Source organism: Streptomyces sp. NPDC043726, from assembly GCF_056436565.1.
This window is the reverse complement of the sequence record NZ_JBWKCI010000001.1, coordinates 23,594-45,129: the sequence shown is the minus strand read 5'-3', so window position 1 is coordinate 45,129 and position 21,536 is coordinate 23,594. Positions and strand designations below refer to the sequence as shown.

The 21,536-nt window shown below is 69.6% G+C and carries 15 protein-coding genes and 1 pseudogene; 9 read left to right on the top strand and 7 right to left on the bottom strand.

The window, feature by feature from the left end:
* The first annotated feature begins 122 nt into the window (after positions 1-122).
* Positions 123-1,823 carry an acyl-CoA mutase large subunit family protein gene (locus tag AC068Z_RS00180; protein WP_478550812.1) on the top strand — a complete coding sequence of 567 codons (1,701 nt, stop codon included), beginning with the start codon at positions 123-125 and terminating at the stop codon, positions 1,821-1,823.
* A 33-nt stretch (positions 1,824-1,856) separates the two neighbouring features.
* On the opposite strand, the gene AC068Z_RS00175 is transcribed toward AC068Z_RS00180, so the two are convergent.
* Complete coding sequence (locus tag AC068Z_RS00175; RefSeq protein WP_478550810.1) at positions 1,857-2,480, bottom strand: TetR/AcrR family transcriptional regulator; 624 nt, start codon at positions 2,478-2,480, stop codon at positions 1,857-1,859.
* A 218-nt stretch (positions 2,481-2,698) separates the two neighbouring features.
* Between AC068Z_RS00175 and AC068Z_RS00170 the strand changes: the two genes are divergently transcribed.
* The 4 genes from AC068Z_RS00170 to AC068Z_RS00155 all read left to right on the top strand — a co-directional run bounded on the left by AC068Z_RS00170 (position 2,699) and on the right by AC068Z_RS00155 (position 6,957).
* A complete protein-coding gene (locus AC068Z_RS00170; RefSeq protein WP_478550808.1) occupies positions 2,699-3,676 on the top strand; it encodes a tetratricopeptide repeat protein in 978 nt (325 codons plus the stop codon).
* Between the two features lie 659 nt (positions 3,677-4,335).
* Positions 4,336-4,974 (top strand): DUF6230 family protein, encoded by a 639-nt coding sequence (locus AC068Z_RS00165; RefSeq protein ID WP_478550806.1) that lies wholly within the window; start codon positions 4,336-4,338, stop codon positions 4,972-4,974.
* Between the two features lie 131 nt (positions 4,975-5,105).
* Positions 5,106-5,672 carry a DUF6114 domain-containing protein gene (locus AC068Z_RS00160; protein ID WP_478550804.1) on the top strand — a complete coding sequence of 189 codons (567 nt, stop codon included), beginning with the start codon at positions 5,106-5,108 and terminating at the stop codon, positions 5,670-5,672.
* Positions 5,662-6,957 (top strand): hypothetical protein, encoded by a 1,296-nt coding sequence (locus AC068Z_RS00155; RefSeq protein WP_478550802.1) that lies wholly within the window; start codon positions 5,662-5,664, stop codon positions 6,955-6,957. The genes AC068Z_RS00160 and AC068Z_RS00155 overlap by 11 nt, the downstream gene beginning before the upstream one ends.
* 118 nt (positions 6,958-7,075) lie before the next feature.
* Here the strand turns inward: AC068Z_RS00155 and pyk are convergent, their stop codons facing one another.
* From pyk to pta, 3 genes are all read right to left on the bottom strand, one after another.
* A complete protein-coding gene (gene pyk, locus AC068Z_RS00150; RefSeq protein WP_478550800.1) occupies positions 7,076-8,506 on the bottom strand; it encodes a pyruvate kinase in 1,431 nt (476 codons plus the stop codon).
* 74 nt (positions 8,507-8,580) lie between these two features.
* Entirely contained in the window at positions 8,581-9,804 is a 1,224-nt protein-coding gene (locus AC068Z_RS00145; RefSeq protein ID WP_478550798.1) for an acetate kinase, read from the bottom strand.
* Positions 9,801-11,891: a phosphate acetyltransferase gene (gene pta, locus AC068Z_RS00140; protein ID WP_478550796.1), complete on the bottom strand. Its 2,091-nt coding sequence runs from the start codon at positions 11,889-11,891 to the stop codon at positions 9,801-9,803. The genes AC068Z_RS00145 and pta overlap by 4 nt, the downstream gene beginning before the upstream one ends.
* A gap of 200 nt (positions 11,892-12,091) precedes the next feature.
* Here pta and AC068Z_RS00135 point away from each other — a divergent pair, with 200 nt between their 5' ends.
* A complete protein-coding gene (locus tag AC068Z_RS00135) occupies positions 12,092-13,117 on the top strand; it encodes an ATP-dependent 6-phosphofructokinase (RefSeq protein WP_478550795.1) in 1,026 nt (341 codons plus the stop codon).
* Between the two features lie 93 nt (positions 13,118-13,210).
* Complete coding sequence (locus AC068Z_RS00130; RefSeq protein ID WP_478550794.1) at positions 13,211-14,551, top strand: DUF3500 domain-containing protein; 1,341 nt, start codon at positions 13,211-13,213, stop codon at positions 14,549-14,551.
* Here the strand turns inward: AC068Z_RS00130 and AC068Z_RS00125 are convergent.
* Positions 14,523-15,257: a helix-turn-helix domain-containing protein gene (locus AC068Z_RS00125; RefSeq protein WP_478550793.1), complete on the bottom strand. Its 735-nt coding sequence runs from the start codon at positions 15,255-15,257 to the stop codon at positions 14,523-14,525. The two genes, AC068Z_RS00130 and AC068Z_RS00125, sit on opposite strands and share 29 nt — an antisense overlap.
* A 177-nt stretch (positions 15,258-15,434) precedes the next feature.
* On the opposite strand from AC068Z_RS00125, the pseudogene AC068Z_RS00120 reads away from it, so the two are divergent.
* Positions 15,435-15,802 (top strand): annotated as a pseudogene (locus AC068Z_RS00120) (pyridoxamine 5'-phosphate oxidase family protein).
* On the opposite strand, the gene AC068Z_RS00115 reads toward AC068Z_RS00120, so the two are convergent.
* Positions 15,799-18,564, bottom strand: a complete 2,766-nt coding sequence (locus AC068Z_RS00115; RefSeq protein ID WP_478550791.1) for a tetratricopeptide repeat protein — start codon at positions 18,562-18,564, stop codon at positions 15,799-15,801. The pseudogene AC068Z_RS00120 and the gene AC068Z_RS00115 sit on opposite strands and share 4 nt — an antisense overlap.
* Positions 18,565-18,635: 71 nt before the next feature.
* On the opposite strand from AC068Z_RS00115, the gene AC068Z_RS00110 reads away from it, so the two are divergent.
* A complete protein-coding gene (locus tag AC068Z_RS00110; RefSeq protein ID WP_478550789.1) occupies positions 18,636-20,714 on the top strand; it encodes a tetratricopeptide repeat protein in 2,079 nt (692 codons plus the stop codon).
* On the opposite strand, the gene AC068Z_RS00105 is transcribed toward AC068Z_RS00110, so the two are convergent.
* The gene (locus AC068Z_RS00105; RefSeq protein ID WP_478550787.1) at positions 20,704-21,531 is read right to left on the bottom strand and encodes a carbohydrate ABC transporter permease; all 828 of its coding nucleotides are present in this window, start codon (positions 21,529-21,531) and stop codon (positions 20,704-20,706) included. The two genes, AC068Z_RS00110 and AC068Z_RS00105, sit on opposite strands and share 11 nt — an antisense overlap.
* Positions 21,532-21,536: the final 5 nt, after the last annotated feature.

Sequence of the window (21,536 nt, the reverse complement as noted above, 5' to 3'; positions counted from 1 at the left end):
CCGCGTCATCCCGCCGGACGAGCACGCGCGTCCGGCGGGTCGTGGTGGAGCATTACTCGAACGCCCCAGTCGATCACCGTCAGCCGTCGACATTTACTAGGACGTCCTAGTAATTTGGAGGCATGGACGCTGACGCCCTCGAGGAAGGCCGCCGTCGCTGGCAGGCCCGGTACGACGCCGCGCGCAAGCGCGACGCTGACTTCACCACGCTCTCCGGCGACCCCGTGGAGCCGGTGTACGGCCCCCGGCCCGGGGACACCTATGACGGCTTCGAGCGGATCGGCTGGCCGGGGGAGTACCCCTTCACGCGCGGGCTGTACCCGACCGGATACCGCGGGCGCACCTGGACGATCCGGCAGTTCGCCGGGTTCGGCAACGCCGAGCAGACCAACGAGCGCTACAAGATGATCCTCGCCAACGGCGGCGGGGGCCTGTCGGTCGCCTTCGACATGCCGACGCTCATGGGCCGCGACTCCGACGAGCCGCGCTCGCTGGGCGAGGTCGGCCACTGCGGGGTGGCGATCGACTCGGCGGCGGACATGGAGGTCCTGTTCAAGGACATCCCGCTGGGCGATGTCACGACCTCGATGACGATCAGCGGCCCGGCGGTGCCGGTGTTCTGCATGTACCTGGTGGCGGCGGAGCGGCAGGGCGTGGACCCGTCCGTCCTGAACGGCACGCTCCAGACGGACATCTTCAAGGAGTACATCGCGCAGAAGGAGTGGCTCTTCCAGCCCGAGCCGCATCTGCGCCTGATCGGCGACCTCATGGAGTACTGCGCGGCCGGCATCCCCGCGTACAAGCCGCTGTCGGTCTCCGGCTACCACATCCGCGAGGCGGGCGCGACGGCCGCGCAGGAGCTGGCCTACACGCTGGCGGACGGCTTCGGGTACGTCGAACTGGGCCTGTCCCGGGGCCTGGACGTGGACGTGTTCGCGCCCGGCCTGTCCTTCTTCTTCGACGCGCACGTCGACTTCTTCGAGGAGATCGCCAAGTTCCGCGCGGCGCGCCGGATCTGGGCGCGCTGGATGCGGGACGTGTACGGCGCGCGGTCGGAGAAGGCCCAGTGGCTGCGATTCCACACGCAGACGGCGGGTGTCTCGCTGACGGCGCAACAGCCGTACAACAACGTCGTGCGTACGGCTGTGGAGGCGCTGGCGGCGGTGCTGGGCGGGACGAACTCGCTGCACACGAACGCGCTGGACGAGACGCTGGCGCTGCCCTCGGAGCAGGCGGCGGAGATCGCGCTGCGGACGCAGCAGGTGCTGATGGAGGAGACGGGCGTCGCGAACGTGGCGGACCCGTTGGGCGGCGCCTGGTACGTGGAGCAGCTCACGGACCGGATCGAGGCGGACGCGGAGAAGATCTTCGACCAGATCAAGGAGCGGGGGCTGCGGGCCCACCCCGACGGCCGCCACCCCATCGGTCCGATCACCTCCGGCATCCTGCGCGGGATCGAGGACGGCTGGTTCACCGGCGAGATCGCCGAGTCCGCCTTCCGCTACCAGCAGTCCCTGGAGAAGGGCGACAAGAGGGTGGTGGGCGTGAACGTCCATCACGGCTCGGTCACCGGGGACCTGGAGATCCTGCGGGTGAGCCACGAGGTCGAGCGGGAGCAGGTGCGGGTGCTGGGCGACCGCAAGGCCGCGCGCGACGAGGCGGCGGTGCGCTCCTCGCTGGACGCGATGCTCGCGGCGGCGCGGGACGGTTCCAACATGATCGAGCCGATGCTGGACGCGGTGCGCGCGGAGGCGACGCTGGGCGAGATCTGCGGCGTGCTGCGCGACGAGTGGGGGGTGTACACGGAGCCGGCGGGCTTCTGACCGCACCCTTCGGTGGCCGGTACGGGCGCGCAGTCAGGAAGCTGCTGCCGCCAGGCCGGCCACCAACACCGTCGTAAAGCTTCGGACCCACTGCTCGTCCGCCGGTTCCGCGCTGACCAGGCAGCGGTGGACCACCGCGCCCGCCACCACGTCGAAGATGAGGTCGACCGTGCGGGCGGCTTCCGACTCGTCCGTGGACGGGGGGAGTTCGCCTCGGGCCTGGGCGCGGGACCTGCCCTCCAGGACCAGTCGTTTCTGCCGGTCGACGATGGAGGCGCGGATGCGTTCGCGGAGCGCTTCGTCCCGCGTCGACTCCGCCACCACCGCCATCAGGCCGCTCTTGGCCTCCGGGCGGGCCAGGATGGCCGCGAACTGCAGGACCACGCCCTCGATGTCCGCGCCCAGCGTTCCGCGGTCGGGGAGTTCGAGCTCGTCGAAGAGCTCCGCCACCGCGTCGACCACGAGTTCGTTCTTGCCCGACCAGCGGCGGTACAGCGTCGTCTTCGCCACCCCTGCCCGCACGGCCACGTCCGACAGGGTCAGTTTCGACCAGCCCAGCTCCACCAGCGCTTCCCGCGTCGCCGCGAGGATCGCGGCGTCGGCCGCTGCGCTGCGGGGGCGCCCTGTGGCGCGTGGGGCGGGAGTGCTGCTCTGCATCCCCAGACCTTAACCACGTCCGGTTCCCGTTGACGCCGTGAGGGAGATCACGGAGACCCGGTGTACCGGAGGCACCCGGTGCCATTACGCTACGACTCGTAGCGAAACCACTGGCGTGGGGTGGGGACCCGGCGTCGAAGACAGTCGAACAACAGAGAAGCTCGACCGGCTTTCTCATCGCTTTTCACTCGCGCGCGAGAACGGGGGAGGATAGACGCATGCAGCCACGGAACATGTCCATGAGCGGAGTCGTCGACCTCGCCGCGGTGAAGGCGGCCCAGGAGGCCAAGGCGAAGGCGGAGCAGGCGCGCGCCGAAACGGCCCGGCAGGGCGGGGGAGGGGCCGTCTCGCCCGCCGACCTCGTCATCGACGTCGACGAGGCCGGGTTCGAGCGAGACGTACTTCAGCGGTCCACCGAGGTGCCCGTCGTCATCGACTTCTGGGCCGAGTGGTGCCAGCCCTGCAAGCAGCTCAGCCCGGTGCTGGAGCGGCTCGCCGTCGAGTACAACGGTCGCTTCGTCCTCGCCAAGATCGACGTCGACGCCAACCAGATGCTGATGCAGCAGTTCGGCGTGCAGGGGATCCCCGCGGTCTTCGCCGTCGTCGCCGGGCAGGCGCTGCCGCTCTTCCAGGGGGCCGCCGGTGAGGCGCAGATCCGCGAGACCCTCGACCAGCTGGTGACCGTGGCCGAGCAGCGGTTCGGGCTCACCGGACTGGCCGTCGACCCGGACGCCGAGCCCGGCGCGGGCGCCCAGGCGGCTCCCGCGGTTCCGGCCGGTCCGTACGACGCGCTGCTGGAGTCCGCCGTACGCGCTCTGGACGCGGGGGACTTCGGCGGGGCGGTTCAGGCGTACAAGAACGTGCTGAGCGACGACCCGGCGAACACCGAGGCCAAACTCGGTCTCGCGCAGGCCGAGTTGCTCCAGCGGGTGCAGGGTGCCGATCCGCAACAGGTGCGCAAGGACGCGGCCGCCAACCCCGGGGACGCGCGGGCCCAGATCGCCGCGGCCGACCTGGACCTGGTGGGCGGGCATGTGGAGGACGCCTTCGGGCGGCTCATCGAGACGGTTCAGCGCACGGCGGGCGACGAGCGGGAAGCCGTACGACTGCGGCTGCTCGAGCTGTTCGAGGTCGTCGGGGCCGAGGATCCGCGCGTCGCGGCGGCGCGCAGGGCACTTGCCCGCGCTCTCTTCTGAGCGGGCCGACCGGGTCGGCAGCCCCGTTCTGACCAGTCACTAAACGCGAGGGCGCGTGTTGCCCGAGTGAAAGAACTGCCGACGGAGCGTCAGTGCGGCCGCGCTTTGCCAAATCTTGGTAATCGCGGCCGCTGTTACTTCCAGTAAGTCCAGGGCGTTGTTCTGTCGGATTCTGTCCGGCCATTCAGGCATTTGTCCGCCCGCTTGCAGCCACCCTGTGTGCCTGTCCGAGACCGACGGGTCGTTGTTCGGTTATCCGCCCGTTACTACCGAGTAACGAAGCCCCTTGTGCGGGCGGCGAGAATGCACCACGATCGGCGACGCTCGGTCCATTCCCGTACTACCCGACAGCCGGTCGGGTCGACGGGAGCCCAGGGTCCCCACCGAGCAGAGCCGGCGGCAGTGGCGCCGGCTCTTGGACAGGGGGGTCTTCGCCCACCCGGCGAAGCCTGTCCAGCAAGGTTGTGCGTGATGCGTGTCAGGCGCGACCAGTGGTTGTCGCTCGGGGGTGATCGCCGGTGATTCGGGCGCGGTTCGCGCCGTCGACCGCGGGCGCTCTCCTTCCCGAGGACGTAGCACTTCTCCCATCCCTGCCCGGCTGAGCCGTAGTCGAAGTGGCCAGTCAGGGCCAGGAGATGTACGTCCGAGAAGGAGGAAATATGGAGTCCCAGGTGCGTGGCGGGACCAGATGGAAGCGGTTCGCCGTCGTGATGGTGCCCAGCGTGGCCGCCACGGCAGCGATAGGTGTCGCCCTCGCGCAGGGCGCTCTCGCCGCGTCGTTCAGCGTGTCGGGCCAGTCGTTCAAGGTGACGACCAAGCAGCTCGACGGTACGGGCTTCGCCCAGTACGGCGCCCTCGATGAGGGTTACACGCTCAGCGGCAAGAAGACGGTCCACCCCGTCGCGGTCTCGGCGTTCAAGTCCGCGACCATCAACAGCCTGTGCCAGTCGGTTGTCACGCCCGACATCCCGCTGCTCGGGAGCGTCAGCCTGATCCTGCGGGCCGGCGAAGACCCGAACAAGCCGGTCGAGGCCGAGAACCTGTACATCGACGTCGCCGAGCTCGAGGCCGATGCCACGTTCAAGGGCATCGACATCGGTGTGGCCGCGAAGGACGCCACCAAGGGTCCGGGCATGAAGGGCGGCAAGGAGCAGTCCAACCCGTTCGGGTTCGCTCAGCAGGCCGACTCGGTCGTGCTGAAGGACGTGAAGCAGACGGCGTGGGCGACCACCGCCGGAACCTTCAAGCTCAGCGGTCTGTCGATGAAGCTGTCGACGGGTGTCAAGGAGTGCTACTAAGCACTCGCTGACGGGCGGGGGAGCCGGTGGCGCCCCCGCCCGTCCACCGTACGGGCGTCCTCTTCACACGTCCGCACCCCGAGCATCACAACTCACCACCACAGCAACGCCGCAGCAGGGAGCTGTTTTCCATGAGCGCCGAGACTCCTGCCGTACCCGGCCGTGACGAGCACTACATCCGGGTCATCAGGCGGCACTTCCGCGCCTGGCGGGGCGAGAGGCCTTTCTGGGCCGGTCTGTTCGTCATCCTCGGCGGACTCCCCATCGCCTACTTCCCGTACGCGAACCTCCAGATCGGTCATCTGACGCTGGCGATGTCCACCACCGCGGGCGCCGGATCCCTGATCATCGGTGTACTGCTGGTCGTCCTCGGCGTCAGCCTCTGGTTCCAGAAGCACGTACGCACCTTCGCGGGCGTCGCGGCGATCCTGCTGGCGCTGGTGTCCATCCCCGTGTCCAACCTCGGTGGCTTCCTGATCGGCTTCCTGTTCGCCCTCGTGGGCGGCGCGATGGCCGTCGCGTGGGCGCCCGGTGCGCCGTCGCAGTCGCAGCCGGCGCAGGAGGACACGGTCAAGCAGGGAGCCGCCCCCGAGGGCGCGATCCCGGCGCAGGCGGACCCGGACCCGGTGGGTGAGCCGAACGATCTGTCAGGAACGAGCCCGGCGAACGGGGCGAACGGGAGGCACAGTGCCGGCTGACGAGGTGACCCACGGGACTGACGTGGACACGTCCCGTGCGAGAACCGGGCCGCGGCACGCGGCTCCCAAGAAGCCGCTGTTCACCAGGTTCCACATGCCGGCCGGCAAGGCGATAGCCCTGGCGGCGATGCCGACCGCGGTCCTCATGGGGATGGGGTTCACGCCGACGCTCGCCAACGCGGAGGACCAGCCGGCCGCCAAGAGCCTGACGGCCGACGAGTACAAGGACTGCGTGGCCGCCCTGGAGGGCGAGTCCGCTTCCCCGTCGCCGTCCGCGAGCGAGAGCACCAGCGAGTCTCCCGCCGCCGAGGACACGGCCGAGCCGACCCCCACCCCGTCGGCCTCCGCGGGCGGTCCCTCTTCGCCGGATTCAGGTTCCGACGACGAGACCGAGCCCACGGCGAGCCCGACCGAGAGCAAGACCACGGAGCCGCAGTCCGGCGCCGGCGAGGACACCGCCACGGCGTCCCCGTCGCCCTCGCCCTCCGAGTCCGACGGCACCGTGCTGGACGACATCGGCAACGCCCTCGAGGACATCTTCACCGGCGGCGAGGACGAGACGGCGAGCGCGAGCCCGTCGCCGTCGGCCACCCCGTCGGCCTCCGCGTCGCCGAGCGCCGAGGAGGAGAACGCCTCCGAGCCCGTCGAGGAGACCACCGACACGGTCTCCGACACGGTCGAGGACGCGGTGAAGGACACCACCGAGACGGTCGAGGACGCCGGCGAGGCGGTCGAGGAGGAGGCGGAGGAGGCGGCCGACGAAGCCACCGCCACCCCGAGCCCCTCGGCGAGCTCCACCACCGACCCGGAGGACTGCCCGGTCGCCACGGACGACAAGGGCGGGGTCGACAACTCCGTGCCGCTGCCCGACGATCCGTGGTACCTGGACGCCAGCTCGCTGCTGCTCAAGGGCGCCGACTACCAGGGCATCGTCAAGGTGAAGACGGCCAACGGCACCACCAAGGAAGTACTGAAGTACGTCATCTCCGACGGCACCGACATCGGCGATCTGCACCAGACGGTGAAGGACCCGCAGTCGGGCAAGACGTACCACGTGCAGGCCGGTTCGGGGACGACGTCCACGATCCGCGACGGCAAGACGATCATGTACACCGAGTCCATCTCCGGCAATCTGCTGGGGCTGATCCCGGTGACGTTCAGCCCGGAGAACCCGCCGCCGCTGAACATCCCGCTCATCTACTTCACCAAGGTGAAGGTCGTGCAGGCCGGCCAGTTCGGCGGCACCCTGCACGTGCCCGGACTGCACCAGTTCACGACCGACTGACGCCCCGCACAAGCCCGTTCGGGAGCCGCACAACGCCTGAGGGCGCCCCCTGGTCCAGGGGGCGCCCTCAGCGCCGTACGCGACCCTTCGCGGGCCGGTCAAGGCCCTTCGCGGGCCGTCAGTTGGTGTGGTCGCCGCCCAGGTGGTGGACGCGGACCATGTTGGTGGTGCCGGGGACGCCGGGGGGCGAGCCGGCCGTGATGATGACGATCTCGCCCTCGTTGAACCGGCCCAGCTTGACCAGTTCGCCGTCGACCAGGTCGACCATCTCGTCGGTGCTGTTCACGAACGGGACGACGTGCGACTCCACGCCCCAGCTGAGGGTGAGCTGGTTGCGGGTGGACTCGTCGGTGGTGAAGGCCAGGATCGGCTGGGCGACGCGGTAGCGGCACAGCCGGCGGGCGGTGTCACCGGACTTGGTGAAGGCGATCAGGCCCTTGCCGCCGAGGAAGTCGGCGATCTCGCAGGCCGCGCGGGCGACCGAACCGCCCTGCGTGCGCGGCTTCTTGCCCGGGACCAGCGGCTGCAGGCCCTTGGCGAGCAGCTCCTGCTCGGCCGCCTGGACGATCTTCGACATCGTCTTGACGGTCTCGATCGGGTAGGCGCCCACGCTCGACTCGGCGGACAGCATGACCGCGTCGGCACCGTCCAGGATCGCGTTCGCCACGTCGGAGGCCTCGGCGCGGGTGGGACGGGAGTTGGTGATCATCGACTCCATCATCTGGGTCGCCACGATCACCGGCTTGGCGTTGCGGCGGCACAGCTCGATGAGCCGCTTCTGCACCATGGGGACCTTCTCGAGCGGGTACTCGACGGCCAGGTCGCCACGCGCGACCATCACACCGTCGAACGCCATCACGACGTCCTCCATGTTGTTCACCGCCTGCGGCTTCTCCACCTTGGCGATGACCGGGACGCGGCGGCCGACCTCGTCCATGACCTTGTGCACGTCCTGGACGTCGTCGGCGTCCCGCACGAAGGACAGCGCGACCATGTCGCAGCCCATGCGCAGCGCGAACCGCAGGTCCTCGACGTCCTTCTCGGACAGGGCCGGCACGTTCACCGCCGCGCCGGGCAGGTTGATGCCCTTGTGGTCGGAGACGACACCGCCCTCGATGACGATGGTCCTGACCCGGGGGCCCTCGACGTCCAGGACCTTCAGCTCGACGTTTCCGTCGTTGATGAGGATCTGGTCGCCGCGCGAGACATCGCCCGGCAGGCCCTTGTAGGTGGTTCCGCAGATCTGCTTGTCACCCGGGACGTCCTCGGTGGTGATGACGAACTCGTCACCGCGCTCCAGCTCCACCGGGCCCTCGGCGAAGGTCTCCAGACGGATCTTGGGGCCCTGGAGATCGGCGAGGACACCGATCGCGCGGCCGGTCTCCTGAGCGGCGGCCCGGACGCGGTCGTACCGCCCCTGGTGCTCTTCCTGCGTGCCGTGGCTGAAGTTGAAACGGGCCACATTCATGCCCGCCTCGATCAACGCGACGAGCTGTTCATGGGAGTCGACCGCGGGGCCGAGAGTACAGACGATTTTCGAACGGCGCATGGGGGCGATCCTATCGGTTTGTTTCGCTACGGAATATTCCGTCTGGCGGAAAATACAAAGGGGCGGGATGCCGCTCAGGTGAGGTTCCGTGAGCCTTTTACAAGCGCGTACGTCTGTGCAGCGATCTCCAGTTCCTCGTCGGTCGGCACCACGGCCACAGCTACCCGTGAGTATTCCGGCGAGATCAGCCGCGGTTCGTCACCGCGTACGGCGTTCAGCTCGCCGTCCACCACCAGTCCCAGTTCCTCCAGGCCGGCGATCGCAGCTTCTCGCACCGGACTCGCGTTTTCCCCGACTCCCGCTGTGAAGGCGACCGCGTCCACCCGTCCGAGCACGGCGTAATAGGCGCCGATGTACTTCTTCAAGCGGTGAATGTAGATGTCGAAGGCGAGTTGCGCCTGTTCGTCACCTTCGTCTGTCCGGCGGCGGATCTCGCGCATGTCGTTGTCGCCGCACAGGCCGATCAGTCCGCTCTTCTTGTTGAGAAGAGTGTCGATCTCGTCGGCGGACATTCCCCCAACACGCATCAAATGGAAGATGACGGCCGGGTCCATGTCTCCCGAGCGGGTACCCATCACCAGCCCCTCCAAGGGCGTCAGCCCCATGGAGGTCTCCACGCACCGCCCGCCGCGCACCGCCGAGGCCGAGGCGCCGTTGCCGAGGTGCAGCACGATCACGTTCACCTCTTCCGGCGACTTGCCCAGCAGCTTCGCCGTCGCCCGGGAGACGTAGGCGTGCGAGGTGCCGTGGAAGCCGTAGCGGCGGATGCGGTGCGCGTCGGCGGTCTCCACGTCGATGGCGTAGCGGGCGGCCGCCTCCGGCATCGTGGTGTGGAACGCGGTGTCGAACACGGCGACCTGCGGCAGATCGGGGCGCAGTGCCTGGGCGGTGCGGATGCCGGTGAGGTTGGCCGGGTTGTGCAGCGGGGCGACCGGGATCAGCCGCTCGATCTCGGCGAGCACGGCGTCGTCGATCACGGTCGGCTCGGTGAAGCGCCGGCCGCCGTGCACCACCCGGTGCCCGATCGCGGCCAGCTCCGGGGAGTCGAGCCCGAGACCGTCCTTGGACAGCTCTTCCGACACGGCCTTCAGCGCGGCCTCGTGATCGGCGATCGGGGCGGTCCACTCCCGGGGCTCGGCGTCCTCGGGGGAGTGCTTGAGCCGGGAGGTCTCCTCGCCGATGCGCTCGACGAGGCCCACCGCGAGCCGGCTGCCGTCGCTCATGTCGAGCAGCTGGTACTTCACGGACGAGGAGCCGGAGTTGAGGACCAGGACACGGGTGCCGCTTGACGAGCTCACTGCTGGGACGCCTTCTCTGTGGGGGACTGGGCCTGGATCGCCGTGATGGCGACGGTGTTGACGATGTCCTGCACCAGCGCGCCGCGGGACAGGTCGTTGACGGGCTTGCGCAGACCCTGCAGCACCGGTCCGACGGCGATGGCGCCGGCCGAACGCTGCACGGCCTTGTAGGTGTTGTTGCCCGTATTGAGGTCGGGAAAGATCAGAACCGTCGCCTGTCCCGCGACATCGGAGTCGGGCAGCTTCGTCGCCGCCACCGACGGCTCGACGGCGGCGTCGTACTGGATCGGGCCCTCGATCCGCAGATCGGGCCTGCGCAGCCGGACCAGCTCGGTCGCCTCGCGCACCTTGTCGACGTCGGCGCCGGACCCGGACGTGCCCGTGGAGTACGACAGCATCGCGATCCGCGGCTCCACGCCGAACTGGGAGGCGGTCGCGGCGGCCTGGATGGCGATGTCGGCCAGCTGTTCCGCGTTCGGGTCGGGGTTCACCGCGCAGTCGCCGTAGACGAGGACCTTGTCGGCCAGGCACATGAAGAAGACGGACGAGACGATCGAGGCGTCCGGCTTGGTCTTGATGATCTCGAAGGCCGGGCGGATGGTCGCGGCCGTGGAGTGCACGGAGCCGGAGACCATGCCGTCGGCGAGGCCTTCCTGGACCATCAGGGTGCCGAAGTAGTTCACGTCCGAGACGACGTCGTAGGCCAGTTCCACGGTCACGCCCTTGTGGGCGCGGAGGTCGGCGTACTTCTCGGCGAAGGAGTCGCGCAGCTCGGAGGTGGCCGGGTCGATCAGCCGGCAGCCGCCCAGGTCGATGCCGAGGTCTGCGGCCTTCTTGCGGATCCGGTCGACGTCACCGAGCAGCGTCAGATCGCACACCCCGCGCCGCAGCAGCACCTCGGCGGCGTGCAGCACCCGGGGTTCGGTGCCCTCGGGCAGGACGACCCGCCGCAGATCGGACCGGGCCTGCTCCAGCAGCTTGTGCTCGAACATCATCGGCGTCACCCGGTCGCTGCTCGGGGCGCTCACGCGCTTGAGCAGATCGCCGGTGTCGGCGTACCGCTCGAACAGGCCGAGCGCGGTCTCCGCCTTGCGCGGGGTGGCCGCGTTCAGCTTCCCCTCCAGCGAGAACAGTTGCTCGGCGGTCGGGAAGCTGTTGCCGGACACCGAGAGCACCGGGGTGCCGGGGGCGAGCCGGGCGGCGAGGGTGAGGACGTCGTCGCTCGGCACCTCGTCGAGGGTGAGCAGCACCCCGGCGATCGGCGGGGTGCCGGCGCTGTGCGCGGCGAGCGCGCCGACGACCAGGTCGGCCCGGTCCCCGGGGGTCACCACCAGACAGCCCGGGGTCAGGGCGCCCAGGAAGTTCGGCAGCATCGCGCCGCCGAAGACGAAGTCCAGCGCGTCCCGGGCGAGCCCCGAGTCGTCGCCGAGGAGCACCCTCGCGCCGAGGGCGTGGGAGATCTGCGCGACCGTGGGCGCGGACAGGGCCGGCTCGTCGGGCAGCACGAAACAGGGGACCGGCAGCCGTCCCGAGAGCCGCTCGGCGATGGCGTCGCGGTCCTCCCGGTCCACCCGGTTGGTCACCATGGCGAGGACGTCGCAGCCGAGACCGTCGTAGGCGCGGTAGGCGTTGCGGGTCTCGGCGAGCACCGACTCGGCGGTCTGCCTGCGGCCGCCGACGACGGGTATGACGGAGGCGCCGAACTCGTTGGCGAGCCGCGCGTTGAGGGAGAGTTCCTCCGGGAACTGGGTGTCGGCGTAGTCGGTGCCGAGGACGAGCACGACGTCGTAGTCGCGGGCCACCAAGTGGAAGCGGTCGACGAGGGTGGAGACCAGCTCGTCGGTGCCCCGCTCGGCCTGCAGTGCGGACGCCTCGTGGTAGTCCATGCCGTAGACCGTGGCCGGGTCCTGCGTCAGCCGGTAGCGGGCGCGCAGCAGATCGAACAGCCGGTCCGGCCCGTCGTGGACGAGGGGCCGGAAGACACCGACCCGGTCGACCTGCCGGGTCAGGAGTTCCATGACCCCCAGTTCGACGACCTGGCGGCCGTCACCGCGGTCGATACCCGTCACGTACACGCTGCGCGTCACGCGTGGTCTCCCCTTCGTCCAGCGAATTGGTCAAGCGAACGTCATAAAAATCGCCCACCGAGGTGAGCAGAACCCTCTTGACAATACCTCCGGCGCTATATAAGGCGCCCGTCAGCTTGAGGGAAGCGGCATCGCCCTCGGGGACGTGAAACAATCGGACTGGCTCACCGGTGTCAACAGCGAGCAGGAGACACAGCACGATGCGTATCGGAGTTCTCACCGCAGGCGGCGACTGCCCCGGCCTGAACGCAGTGATCCGGTCGGTCGTGCACCGGGCCGTCGCTCAGTACGGCGACGAGGTCATCGGCTTCGAGGACGGGTACTCGGGCCTTCTCGAAGGCCGCTACCGCGGCCTCGACCTGGACAGCGTCAGCGGCATCCTGGCCCGCGGCGGCACCATCCTCGGTTCCTCCCGCCTGGAGCGCGACCGGTTGCGCGAGGCCTGCGAGCGGGCCGGCGACATGGTCGAGGACTTCGGCATCGACGCGCTGATCCCGATCGGCGGCGAGGGCACGCTCACGGCGGCCCGGATGCTGTACGACGCGGGCCTGCCGGTGGTCGGTGTCCCGAAGACGATCGACAACGACATCTCCTCCACCGACCGCACCTTCGGCTTCGACACCGCGGTCGGCGTCGCGACGGAGGCGATGGACCGCCTGAAGACCACCGCCGAGTCCCACCAGCGCGTGATGGTCGTCGAGGTCATGGGCCGTCACGCGGGCTGGATCGCCCTGGAGTCCGGCATGGCCGCCGGCGCCCACGGCATCTGCCTGCCCGAGCGCCCGTTCGACCCGGCCGACCTGGTCAAGATGGTCGAGGAGCGCTTCTCCCGCGGCAAGAAGTTCGCCGTCATCTGCGTCGCCGAGGGCGCCCACCCCGCCGACGGCTCCATGGACTACGGCAAGGGCGAGATCGACCAGTACGGCCATGAGCGCTTCCGCGGCATCGGTACGGCCCTGGCGTTCGAGCTGGAGCGCCGGCTCGGCAAGGAGGCCAAGCCGGTCATCCTCGGCCACGTCCAGCGCGGTGGCGTTCCGACGGCGTACGACCGTGTCCTCGCCACCCGCTTCGGCTGGCACGCGGTGGAGGCCGCGCACCGGGGCGAGTTCGGCCGTATGACCGCGCTGCGCGGGACGGACGTCGTGATGGTGCCGCTGGCGGAGGCGGTGACCGAGCTGAAGACGGTGCCGAAGGACCGGATGGACGAGGCGGAGTCGGTCTTCTAGGCCGGGGAAATCTCCGGGCCGCAGGACTCGCGCCCAGGCTTCTCACAGGTCCGGCCCAGCGGCGCTTCAGGTGCGGGCCGGACCGTGGTGCGTATGCACGCACATGACCACGGGCACCGGCCCCGCACCCCCGAGACCGAGCGCACCCGGCGCTGGTTCATGAACAAGTCCCTGCTCGTCGGCGGCGCCGCGGCGGTGGCGACGATGACGGGTTGTTCGAGCGGTTCCTCCTCGGAGGCCTCTTCCGGGACCGCCTCCGCCGCCGCTCCCGGCGGTATGCCCTCCGGCGGACCCGGCGCGGGCGGCGGCGGGGGCATGGGCCCCGGAGCCAGCCAGGTCAAGTACGCCGACGTCAAGGGCGTCACCATCGACGGCACCGTCGTCGAGGACCTGTTCTCGGTCCACTCCACCGGCGTGTCCACGGACGCGCTGGTCAAGGCGGCGCAGGCGTTCCTCGACGGGCTCTCCACCAAGGAACGCCGGTCCTGCACCTTCGACATCGACGCCGACGAGTGGACGGCCTGGAGCAACGTCGACGGCTACGAGCGCGAGGGCGTCCGGATGGGCGACCTGACGACCGAGCAGCGCGACCTCGGTTACGCGCTGCTCGGCACGGCCCTGTCGGCGGACGGCCTGAAGCAGACCCGCGGGATCATGAAGCTGAACGCGTTCCTGGGTGACTCCAGGGGCGGCGGCCAGGAGACCCTGACCGAGGGCCACTACTACTTCACCTTCATGAGCACCCCGTCGACGACGAAGCCGTGGGGCTTCCAGTTCGAGGGCCACCACGTCGCCATCAACTACTTCGTCCTGGGCGACCAGGTGGTGATGACCCCGACCTTCATGGGCTCGGAACCTACGTCGGCGACGTATCAGGGGGAGCAGATCACCCTGTTCCGCCCGGAGACGAAGGCGGGCCTGGCCATGGTCCGCTCCCTGGACAAGACCCAGCGCGGCAAGGCGGTCTCGTCCCAGTCCAACGGAAACGAGGACATGAAGTCCGGGGCCGGCCAGGACAACCTGGAGCTGGCCTACGAGGGCGTCCCCGGCTCCGACCTCACCTCCGCGCAGCGGCAGAAGCTCCTCGACCTCGTCGGGGTGTACGTCGGGTACATCAGCGAGGCGCACGCCGAGGTGAGGATGACCGAGGTCGAGGAGCACCTGGACGACACGTACTTCTTCTGGATGGGCGAGACGGAGGACGACTCGGCCTTCTACTACCGGGTGCACAGCCCGGTGGTCCTGATCGAGTACGACGCCCAGGCGCCGCTGTTCTACAGCGAGGACGGCTCGGAGAACTCCAGCGAGGGCGGCGGCATGGGCATGGGCGGCGGGGAGCCGTCCCAGCAGCACATCCACACCATGATCCGCACGCCGAACGGGGGCGACTACGGGGTGGACCTGCTCAAGCTCCACCTGGAGAACGATCACTGACCTTGGTCCAGAAGTGGTCCACGATCCGGTCGAGGAACTCCCGCCCCGACGCGCTGGATCCGCTGTCGCCGCCGCCCCAGCTGAGGGTGGCGACCATCTGGCCGTGGTAGTCCGCGTGCAGATCCTGGAGGGCGTCCTCCAGAAGCCTCCGGTCGAGCGGGGCGAGCTTGCCGATCGGGCGTACGTACGCCTGCCAGCGCGTCGTGACGGCACTGCGCAGGAGGTCGGCGAGCTTGCCGTCGCGGCCGGTGACGGTGACGAAGTCGGCCACGGAGAGCCCGAGGAGATCGGCGAGGGCGGCGGACTGGCGGTCGGTGCCACGCCAGTCGTCGCTCTCCTCCATCCGGACATAGGCGTGCAGCTCGTGCCCCACGGCACGGGCGACGTCCTCGACGGCGAGCCCGCGGGACATGCGGTGCTCACGCAGGGTCCGCGGACGGCCGAGCAGCTCACCGGGCGAGCACCACAGGACGCCGGCGAGGGCGGTGAGCTCGGGGTTGGAGGGGGAGGTGACCCCGCGTTCCCAGGCGACGACGAGGTCGGGGGTGACGTAGGGGAGCCCGTACGAGACGCGCATGCCGTAGGCGACATGCTCGGGGCCCATGTTCAGGGCGGCACGGAGTCTTCTGGCGGCGGGGGCGTTGAACGGGGGAGTCGAAGGGGAGGGCTGGTTCGGTTGAGCTGGGGGTCGGCGCACGGGCCACAAGCTAGGGGCGCCGGCGTGCGCTGACTACGGGCTGTTCGGCCAGGATTACGGATTGTAGGAACGTACGGTTCCGGACGTGGCGACGGCGGTGGCCGAAGATTACCGGTTGGTCGGGTCGGGGTCCGGCGAGGATCACGCCGGGGCGTTCGCGCGGACGCCCCGGAAGGGTGGCCTTGCGTGAACGGCAAGCTCAACGGGCATATTCGGGAACGACTCCTGGCTCCGAACTTCTGGCACCTCGCGACGGTCGGCCCCGACGGCGCGCCCCACGTCTCGCCTGTGTGAGCGGACATCGAAGACGAGTACGTCATGGTCAACACGTCGATGGGCCGCGTCAAGGTGGACAACCTGCGGCGCAATCCGTACGTATCCCTGTCCCACCACGCGGTCGACAACCCCTACGACAGGGCCGAGATCCGGGGGCACGTGGTCCGCTTCGTGGAGGGCGAGGCGGCGGAACGGGCGTGTTGTTGATCGAGGTGGATCGGGTGCGGAGGGTGGTGGGGGCGGAGCCGTTCAGGGCGGGGGTGCTGCCGGAGGGCTAGAAGGCCAGCCGGTCGGCTTGGGCGCGGCACTGGGCGGCTTCGGTGGGGGCGTTGGCCCGGGTGTAGGAGTCGGCGGCCCGGAGGTAGTGGGCGCGGGCTTCGGTGAGACGGTGGCTGGCCTGGTGGGTGAAGGCCAGGCCTTGGAGGACCTTGCCTGTCCGGTACCAGTCCTCGAACTCCTGGAAGATCGCCCGAGCTTCGCCCAGCGCCGCCAGCGCCTCCTCCATCCGGCCCATCTCCCGTAGCGCGAGGCCGAGGTTGTTCCACGCACTGGCCGCGCCGTGGCGGTCTTCGGTGTTCCGGTACAGATCGCGGGCGTGGGTGTGTGCCTCAAGCGCCTCTTCCGGCCGGCCCGCCTGCCGAAGGGCGCTGCCGAGGTTGTTCCACACACTGGCCTCCCCGTCGTGGTCGCCGAGGTTCTGGCACAGGTCGCGGGCGCGGGTGTGTGCGTGGATCGCCTCGTCTGCCCGGCCTGCCTCCTGCAGGTCGTTGCCGAGGTTGTTCCACACCCTGGCCTCGCTGTGGCGGTCGCCGGTGTCCTGGCACAGGTCCAGGGCGCGGGTGTGTGCGTGGATCGCCTCCTCCGCCCGGCCTGCCTCCCGCAGGGCGAGGCCGAGATTGTTCCAGGCCACGGCCTCCCTGGGGCCGTCGCCGGCGCGATGGGCGGCCTCCTGTGCGACACCGGCGACGGTGACGGAGTCGTCGAAGTACCGCCGCCAGTGGAGGTACAGCCCGAGACACCAGGACAGTCGCATCGCCCGCTTCGAGAACCGCTCCTCGCGCGCCCACGACACCGCGTTCACCAGCCCCGCCCGCTCCCCGTCGAACCACGCAAAGGCCTCCCCCCGGTCCCCGAACCGTTCCGGCTCGGCGTCCCCGGGCAGCCACCGCAGCCGGTCGTCCGCCGCGTTCGCCAAGCGCACATAGAACCTCAGCACCCGCTCCCGCGCGGCCTCCCCCTCCTCCACCCCGACAAGCCCCGCTCCGTAAGCCCGCACCAAGTCGTGCAGCCGCCACCGCACGCCATCAGCCACCCCCACGGCCGTGACGAGACCAGCGGCGCCGAGGTCCTCCAACAGCTCTCCGGCGACATCCACGTCCAGGTCGACCAGCGCCCCCACGGCCTCAGTACCCGTATCAGCCCCCGGCGCGAGAGCCAGCAGCCGAAGCAACCGCGCCTGATCGGCGGGCAGTCGGCGATACGACGTCTCCAGCACCGGCCGAAGGGCAAGGGAACGGCCGTACTGGTCCATCCCCCTGCTGCCCTTGTCGAGGACGACGGACGGATCCCCGGTCTTCTTGATCTCTGCCACCAGCGAGGCGATCGAGTGGTTCCGGCGCCGGCGCAGCATGGCGGAGGCGATCTGCAGAGCCAAGGGCAAGTGGCCGCAGAGGGCGACGAGTTCGCGGAGGGCGTCCGGTTCACGGGCGGCACGCTCGTCTCGTGGGTCGCCGCCAAGGGCCGTGGTCACCAACGCGACGGCTTCGTCCTCGGGAAGCGTCTCCAGGGCGACGATCCGCACAGGCACGGAGTCGGGTCGGTCGCGTGAGGTGATCAGGACGCCGTGGCGGCCGGTGCCGGGGAGGAGGGGGACGAACTGGGACGCGTCCGAGGCGTTGTCGAGGATCAGCAGGATCCGAGGCTGCTCCTCGGACAGCAGGCCGCGGTACACGTCGTACTGCCGTGCCGTCGTCTTCGGCAGCTCAGTGCCACGTACGCCCAGCGCGTCCAGCAACGCCAGCACCGCCTGATCCGCGGTGACCGGGTTGTCGTCGTAGCCGCGCAGGTCGACGAAGAGCGTGCCGCCGGGGAACCAGCCCTCGGACAGCGCCTGGTGAGCGGCCTCGATGGCCAGCGCCGTCTTGATTCCGCCCATTCCGGTGACGGCGGAGATGAGGAGCGGGGGTGTGGGCGTGCCGTCCGGTGCGGGGGAGAGGTGGGTGAGGAGGTGGGACAGATCCGCGGATCGGCCGGTGAAGCCGAGCGGGCGCGGCGGGAGGGTGGTCGAGGCGGTGGGGACCGGGCCGTGGTGGGGTGGCTGCGGGGTGTTCTCCCTCGGCTCCAGTTCCCGGAGTACGGCCACCGCCGCCTCCGCCGCTCGTGCGGCGGCCTCGGGTTGGCAGCCCCGCCTGTCCGCCTCCCCCTTCCCCGCATCCGCCTTGTCGCTGATCCCTCGGATGATCAACGCCCCCGCCCCGCCCGCGAGATGGGCCGCGTGCGCCACGCCGGACGCCTCCATCTCGATGGCCACGGCGTCGTTGAAGCGCTGTCGGAGGCGGTGGGCGAGAGGGGAGTCGGCGTCGGCGAGGAGGACTTCACCGGCGGCGATGGGCTTGAAGTGGATGTGCGGCTCGCTCCGAAGCGCATGCCGGGCCGCCGATTCGAGGGCGTGCGGGGCGTGCCAGGTTTCCGTGCGGTCGAGGAAGCCGTCCGGGGTCTCCTTGCCGCCGTGGATGGCGTACACCTTGGTGGCGATGACGACGTCGCCGATGCGGATGTCGTCCTTGAGGCCACCGGCCACACCGACGAAGAGGATGGCCTGCGGGCTCAACCAGGTCGCCACCCGCTCGGTGAGCGCCGCCGCGCCGCGTGTGCCCTCGCCCAGCTCCAGGAGCGCGATCTCCCAGGGGGTGCCCGGGAGCCGACCCACCTCGGCCCTGGTGCCGTAATCCGGATGCACGCGCTTCTCGAGGTCCGTCAGGTGGGCGCGGATCGCCGTGTATTCGAGGGGGAGGGCGGTGAGGACGGCGACGGTGGGCACGTTCTTACGGTACTGCCAAGTGGGCTGGCCAGAGGGGGTGTTGGGCGTACCGTGCGGGTGTGGGAGGTGCGATGGCCGGCGGCGGAGATCATGTCGACTTTCGGGGCGGGGAGTTCCACGGGCCCGTCGTGGCGAAGGGGAACTTCTATCAGCGGGCGGCTGCCCCTACGGCGTTGAATGCCCTGCCCGCGAGGGTGGCCGGCTTCACCGGGCGGGGTGGAGAGCTGGTGGAACTGCTTCGGGCCTTTGATCCTTCGGGGGAGGGCGGGGCGGAGGCGGTGCTGGTTGCTGCCGTGTCCGGTCTCGGGGGGATCGGGAAGACCGCGCTGGCCGTGGAGGCTGCTCACGTTGCGTGTGGGCGCGGATGGTTTCCGGGTGGGGTGCTGTTTCTGGATCTGGGCGGCTACGGCGACGATCCCGTTACGGCAGAACAGGCGCTGGAGGCGTTGCTGCGGGCGTTGGGCGTGGAGCCGGAGCATATCCCCGGGCGGGGGGATGAGCGGGGAGCGTTGTATCGATCGGTCCTGGAGGAGCGGGGGGCGGTGTTGGTGCTCGCCGACAATGCTTCCAGGGCGGAGCAGGTACGGCCGCTGGTGCCGGGGGGTGTGCGACATCGGTTGCTGGTCACCTCACGGAGCAAGCTGCCTCAACTCGGCGCTCGACTCGTCGCGTTGGCTGAGCTGACGCCTGAGGAAGCTGTGGGACTGCTTGATCGAGCGTTGCGGATCGCCGACCCGGGTGACTGGCGGGTCGGGGAAGAGCGGGAGGCGGCTGTGCGAGTCGCCACGCGTTGTGGGCATTTGCCGCTCGCCCTTCAGATCGCTGCCGCGCTCCTGATCCTGGACCGGGAGAAGCCGGTTGCTGAACTGGCCGATGAGCTCTCGGAGTTACGCGACCGGCTCGTCCACCTCGACGACGGTGAGCGCAGTGTCCGGGCGGCCTTCGATCTGTCGTATCGGCAGTTGCCCGATGATCAGGCCGCGGTGCTGCGATTGCTCGCGCTGGCGCCGGGCGCCGAAGTCACCACTGAGGCGGTGACCGCGATGACGGGGGAGGACTTCTCCCCGGCTCGGACGCTGGATGCCCTGGCTCGCGCTCACCTGGCGGAGAGGGGAAGCGGGCGTGGGCGGTGGCGGTTGCACGACTTGGTGCGGGCGTATGGGGTGGGGCTTGTAGGGGTACCGGAGGGGGCGGCGGCGCGGGAGCGGTTGATGGCGTTCTACTGCCGGTGGGCGGGTGCGGCGGATTTGCGCTTGCGGTGGCTGCCGGGGATGCCGGAGCCAGAGCGGTTCGTGGAGCGTCCGGAAGCGTTGGCCTGGCTGGACGGGGAGCGGGCAGGGCTGGTGGGAGCGGTGTCGTGGGCGCGGGAGGAGCGGTTCGCGGATGCGGCGCTGCGGTTGGCCCCATGCTTGTCGGTGTACCTCCGGTGGCGGCGACACTTCGATGACGCGATCACCGTGGCGGGTACTGCGCAGGACGTGGCCCACCGCATTGGGGACCGCTCACATGAGGCCAACGCGTGGACCCTTCTCGGTATCGCCTTGCGGGAGGCGGGTCCAGTGGAGGAGGCGGTTGATGCTCTCACTCGCGCCCGCGACCTCTATCAAGCCTTCGGGGATCGCCACGGCGAGGCCAGCGCGTGGAACAACCTCGGCAGCGCTCTGGACGATGCGGGGCGGGTGGAGGAGGCGGTTGATGCTCTCACTCGCGCCCGCGACCTCTATCAAGCCTTCGGGGATCGCCACGGCGAGGCATTTGCATGGAACATCCTCGGTTGCGCCCTGGAGAGTGGGGGTCGACTGGAGGAGGCGGTTGATGCCCTCACTCGCGCCCGCGACCTCTACCAGGCGACAGGAGATCGCCACGGCGAGGGGGAGGCGTGGTGCAACCTCGGCAACGTCCTGGGTGACATGGGTCGGACAGAGGAAGCGATCGACGCATACGGCAAGGAGCTGGAAATTTCCGGTGAGTTCGAGGACTGGTACGGAATGGGCGACACCCTCTACAGCCTCGGCCTCGCCCACAACAACCTTCACCACCCCGCCGAAGCCCGCGCCTACTTCCTCCAGGCCGCCGACGCCTACACCGAAGCCAACGCCCCCACCGAAGCCGCCAAAGCGCGTGCCAGGGCCCAGCAGCTCACCCCTTGACCGCCCCACCCAGAGCAAACCCCCCGCCCAACCGTCGAGCCACCAGCACGTACAGCAGGATCACCGGTGTCGAGTAGATCACCGAGAATGCCGCCAGCTGCCCGTACACCACCGTCCCCCGGTTGCCGAAGAACTCGTTGATGCTCACCGCCGCCGGCATCTGGTCCGGGGTGAGGAGGAGCATGAACGGGACGAAGAAGTTGCCCCACATCATCACGAACGAGAAGACGGTCACCACCGCGAGTCCCGGGCCCATGAGCGGGAGCACGATGCGGATGAGGGACTGGAAGGAGTTCGCCCCGTCCGTCCAGGCAGCCTCCTCCAGTTCCTTCGGGACGCCGTCCATGAAGTTCTTCATCAGCCATATGGCGAACGGCAGTTGAGAGGCAGCGAAGAAGAAGATCGTGCCGCGCATCGTGTCGATCAGGTTGACTTGGACGAACAGCGCGTACACCGGGACCATGATCGCCGTGATCGGCAGGCAGGTGGCGAACAGGATCGTCAGGAGGAACGGGCGGTTCAGGCGGGAGCGGAAGCGGGACAGGGGGTATGCGGCGAGGGCCGCGCAGGCCACTGTCAGCGCGGTTCCGCCGCCGCACAGCAGCAAGCTGTTCAGCAGGGGGGTGAAGGTGATGTCCTCCGTGAGTACGGCGTCGAAGTTGTCCCACGTCACCCCGTCCGGCACCTTCACCGTCAGGTCGGCCCGCGGGTCCAGCGACGACAGGACCACCCACGCCAGGGGCAGGACGAAGGCCGCCGCCACCGCCAACAGGCCCGCGTCGGCGGCCAGTCGGCGAGTTGTTCTGCGGGATCGCATGGCGC

Coding starts and splice junctions, on each gene's coding strand:
- AC068Z_RS00180 (WP_478550812.1), top strand. CDS start 123: ATGGACGCTGACGCCCTCGAGGAAGGCCGCCGTCGCTGGCAGGCCCGG.
- AC068Z_RS00175 (WP_478550810.1), bottom strand. CDS start 2,480: ATGCAGAGCAGCACTCCCGCCCCACGCGCCACAGGGCGCCCCCGCAGC.
- AC068Z_RS00170 (WP_478550808.1), top strand. CDS start 2,699: ATGCAGCCACGGAACATGTCCATGAGCGGAGTCGTCGACCTCGCCGCG.
- AC068Z_RS00165 (WP_478550806.1), top strand. CDS start 4,336: ATGGAGTCCCAGGTGCGTGGCGGGACCAGATGGAAGCGGTTCGCCGTC.
- AC068Z_RS00160 (WP_478550804.1), top strand. CDS start 5,106: ATGAGCGCCGAGACTCCTGCCGTACCCGGCCGTGACGAGCACTACATC.
- pyk (WP_478550800.1), bottom strand. CDS start 8,506: ATGCGCCGTTCGAAAATCGTCTGTACTCTCGGCCCCGCGGTCGACTCC.
- AC068Z_RS00135 (WP_478550795.1), top strand. CDS start 12,092: ATGCGTATCGGAGTTCTCACCGCAGGCGGCGACTGCCCCGGCCTGAAC.
- AC068Z_RS00130 (WP_478550794.1), top strand. CDS start 13,211: ATGCACGCACATGACCACGGGCACCGGCCCCGCACCCCCGAGACCGAG.
- AC068Z_RS00110 (WP_478550789.1), top strand. CDS start 18,636: ATGGCCGGCGGCGGAGATCATGTCGACTTTCGGGGCGGGGAGTTCCAC.
- AC068Z_RS00105 (WP_478550787.1), bottom strand. CDS start 21,531: ATGCGATCCCGCAGAACAACTCGCCGACTGGCCGCCGACGCGGGCCTG.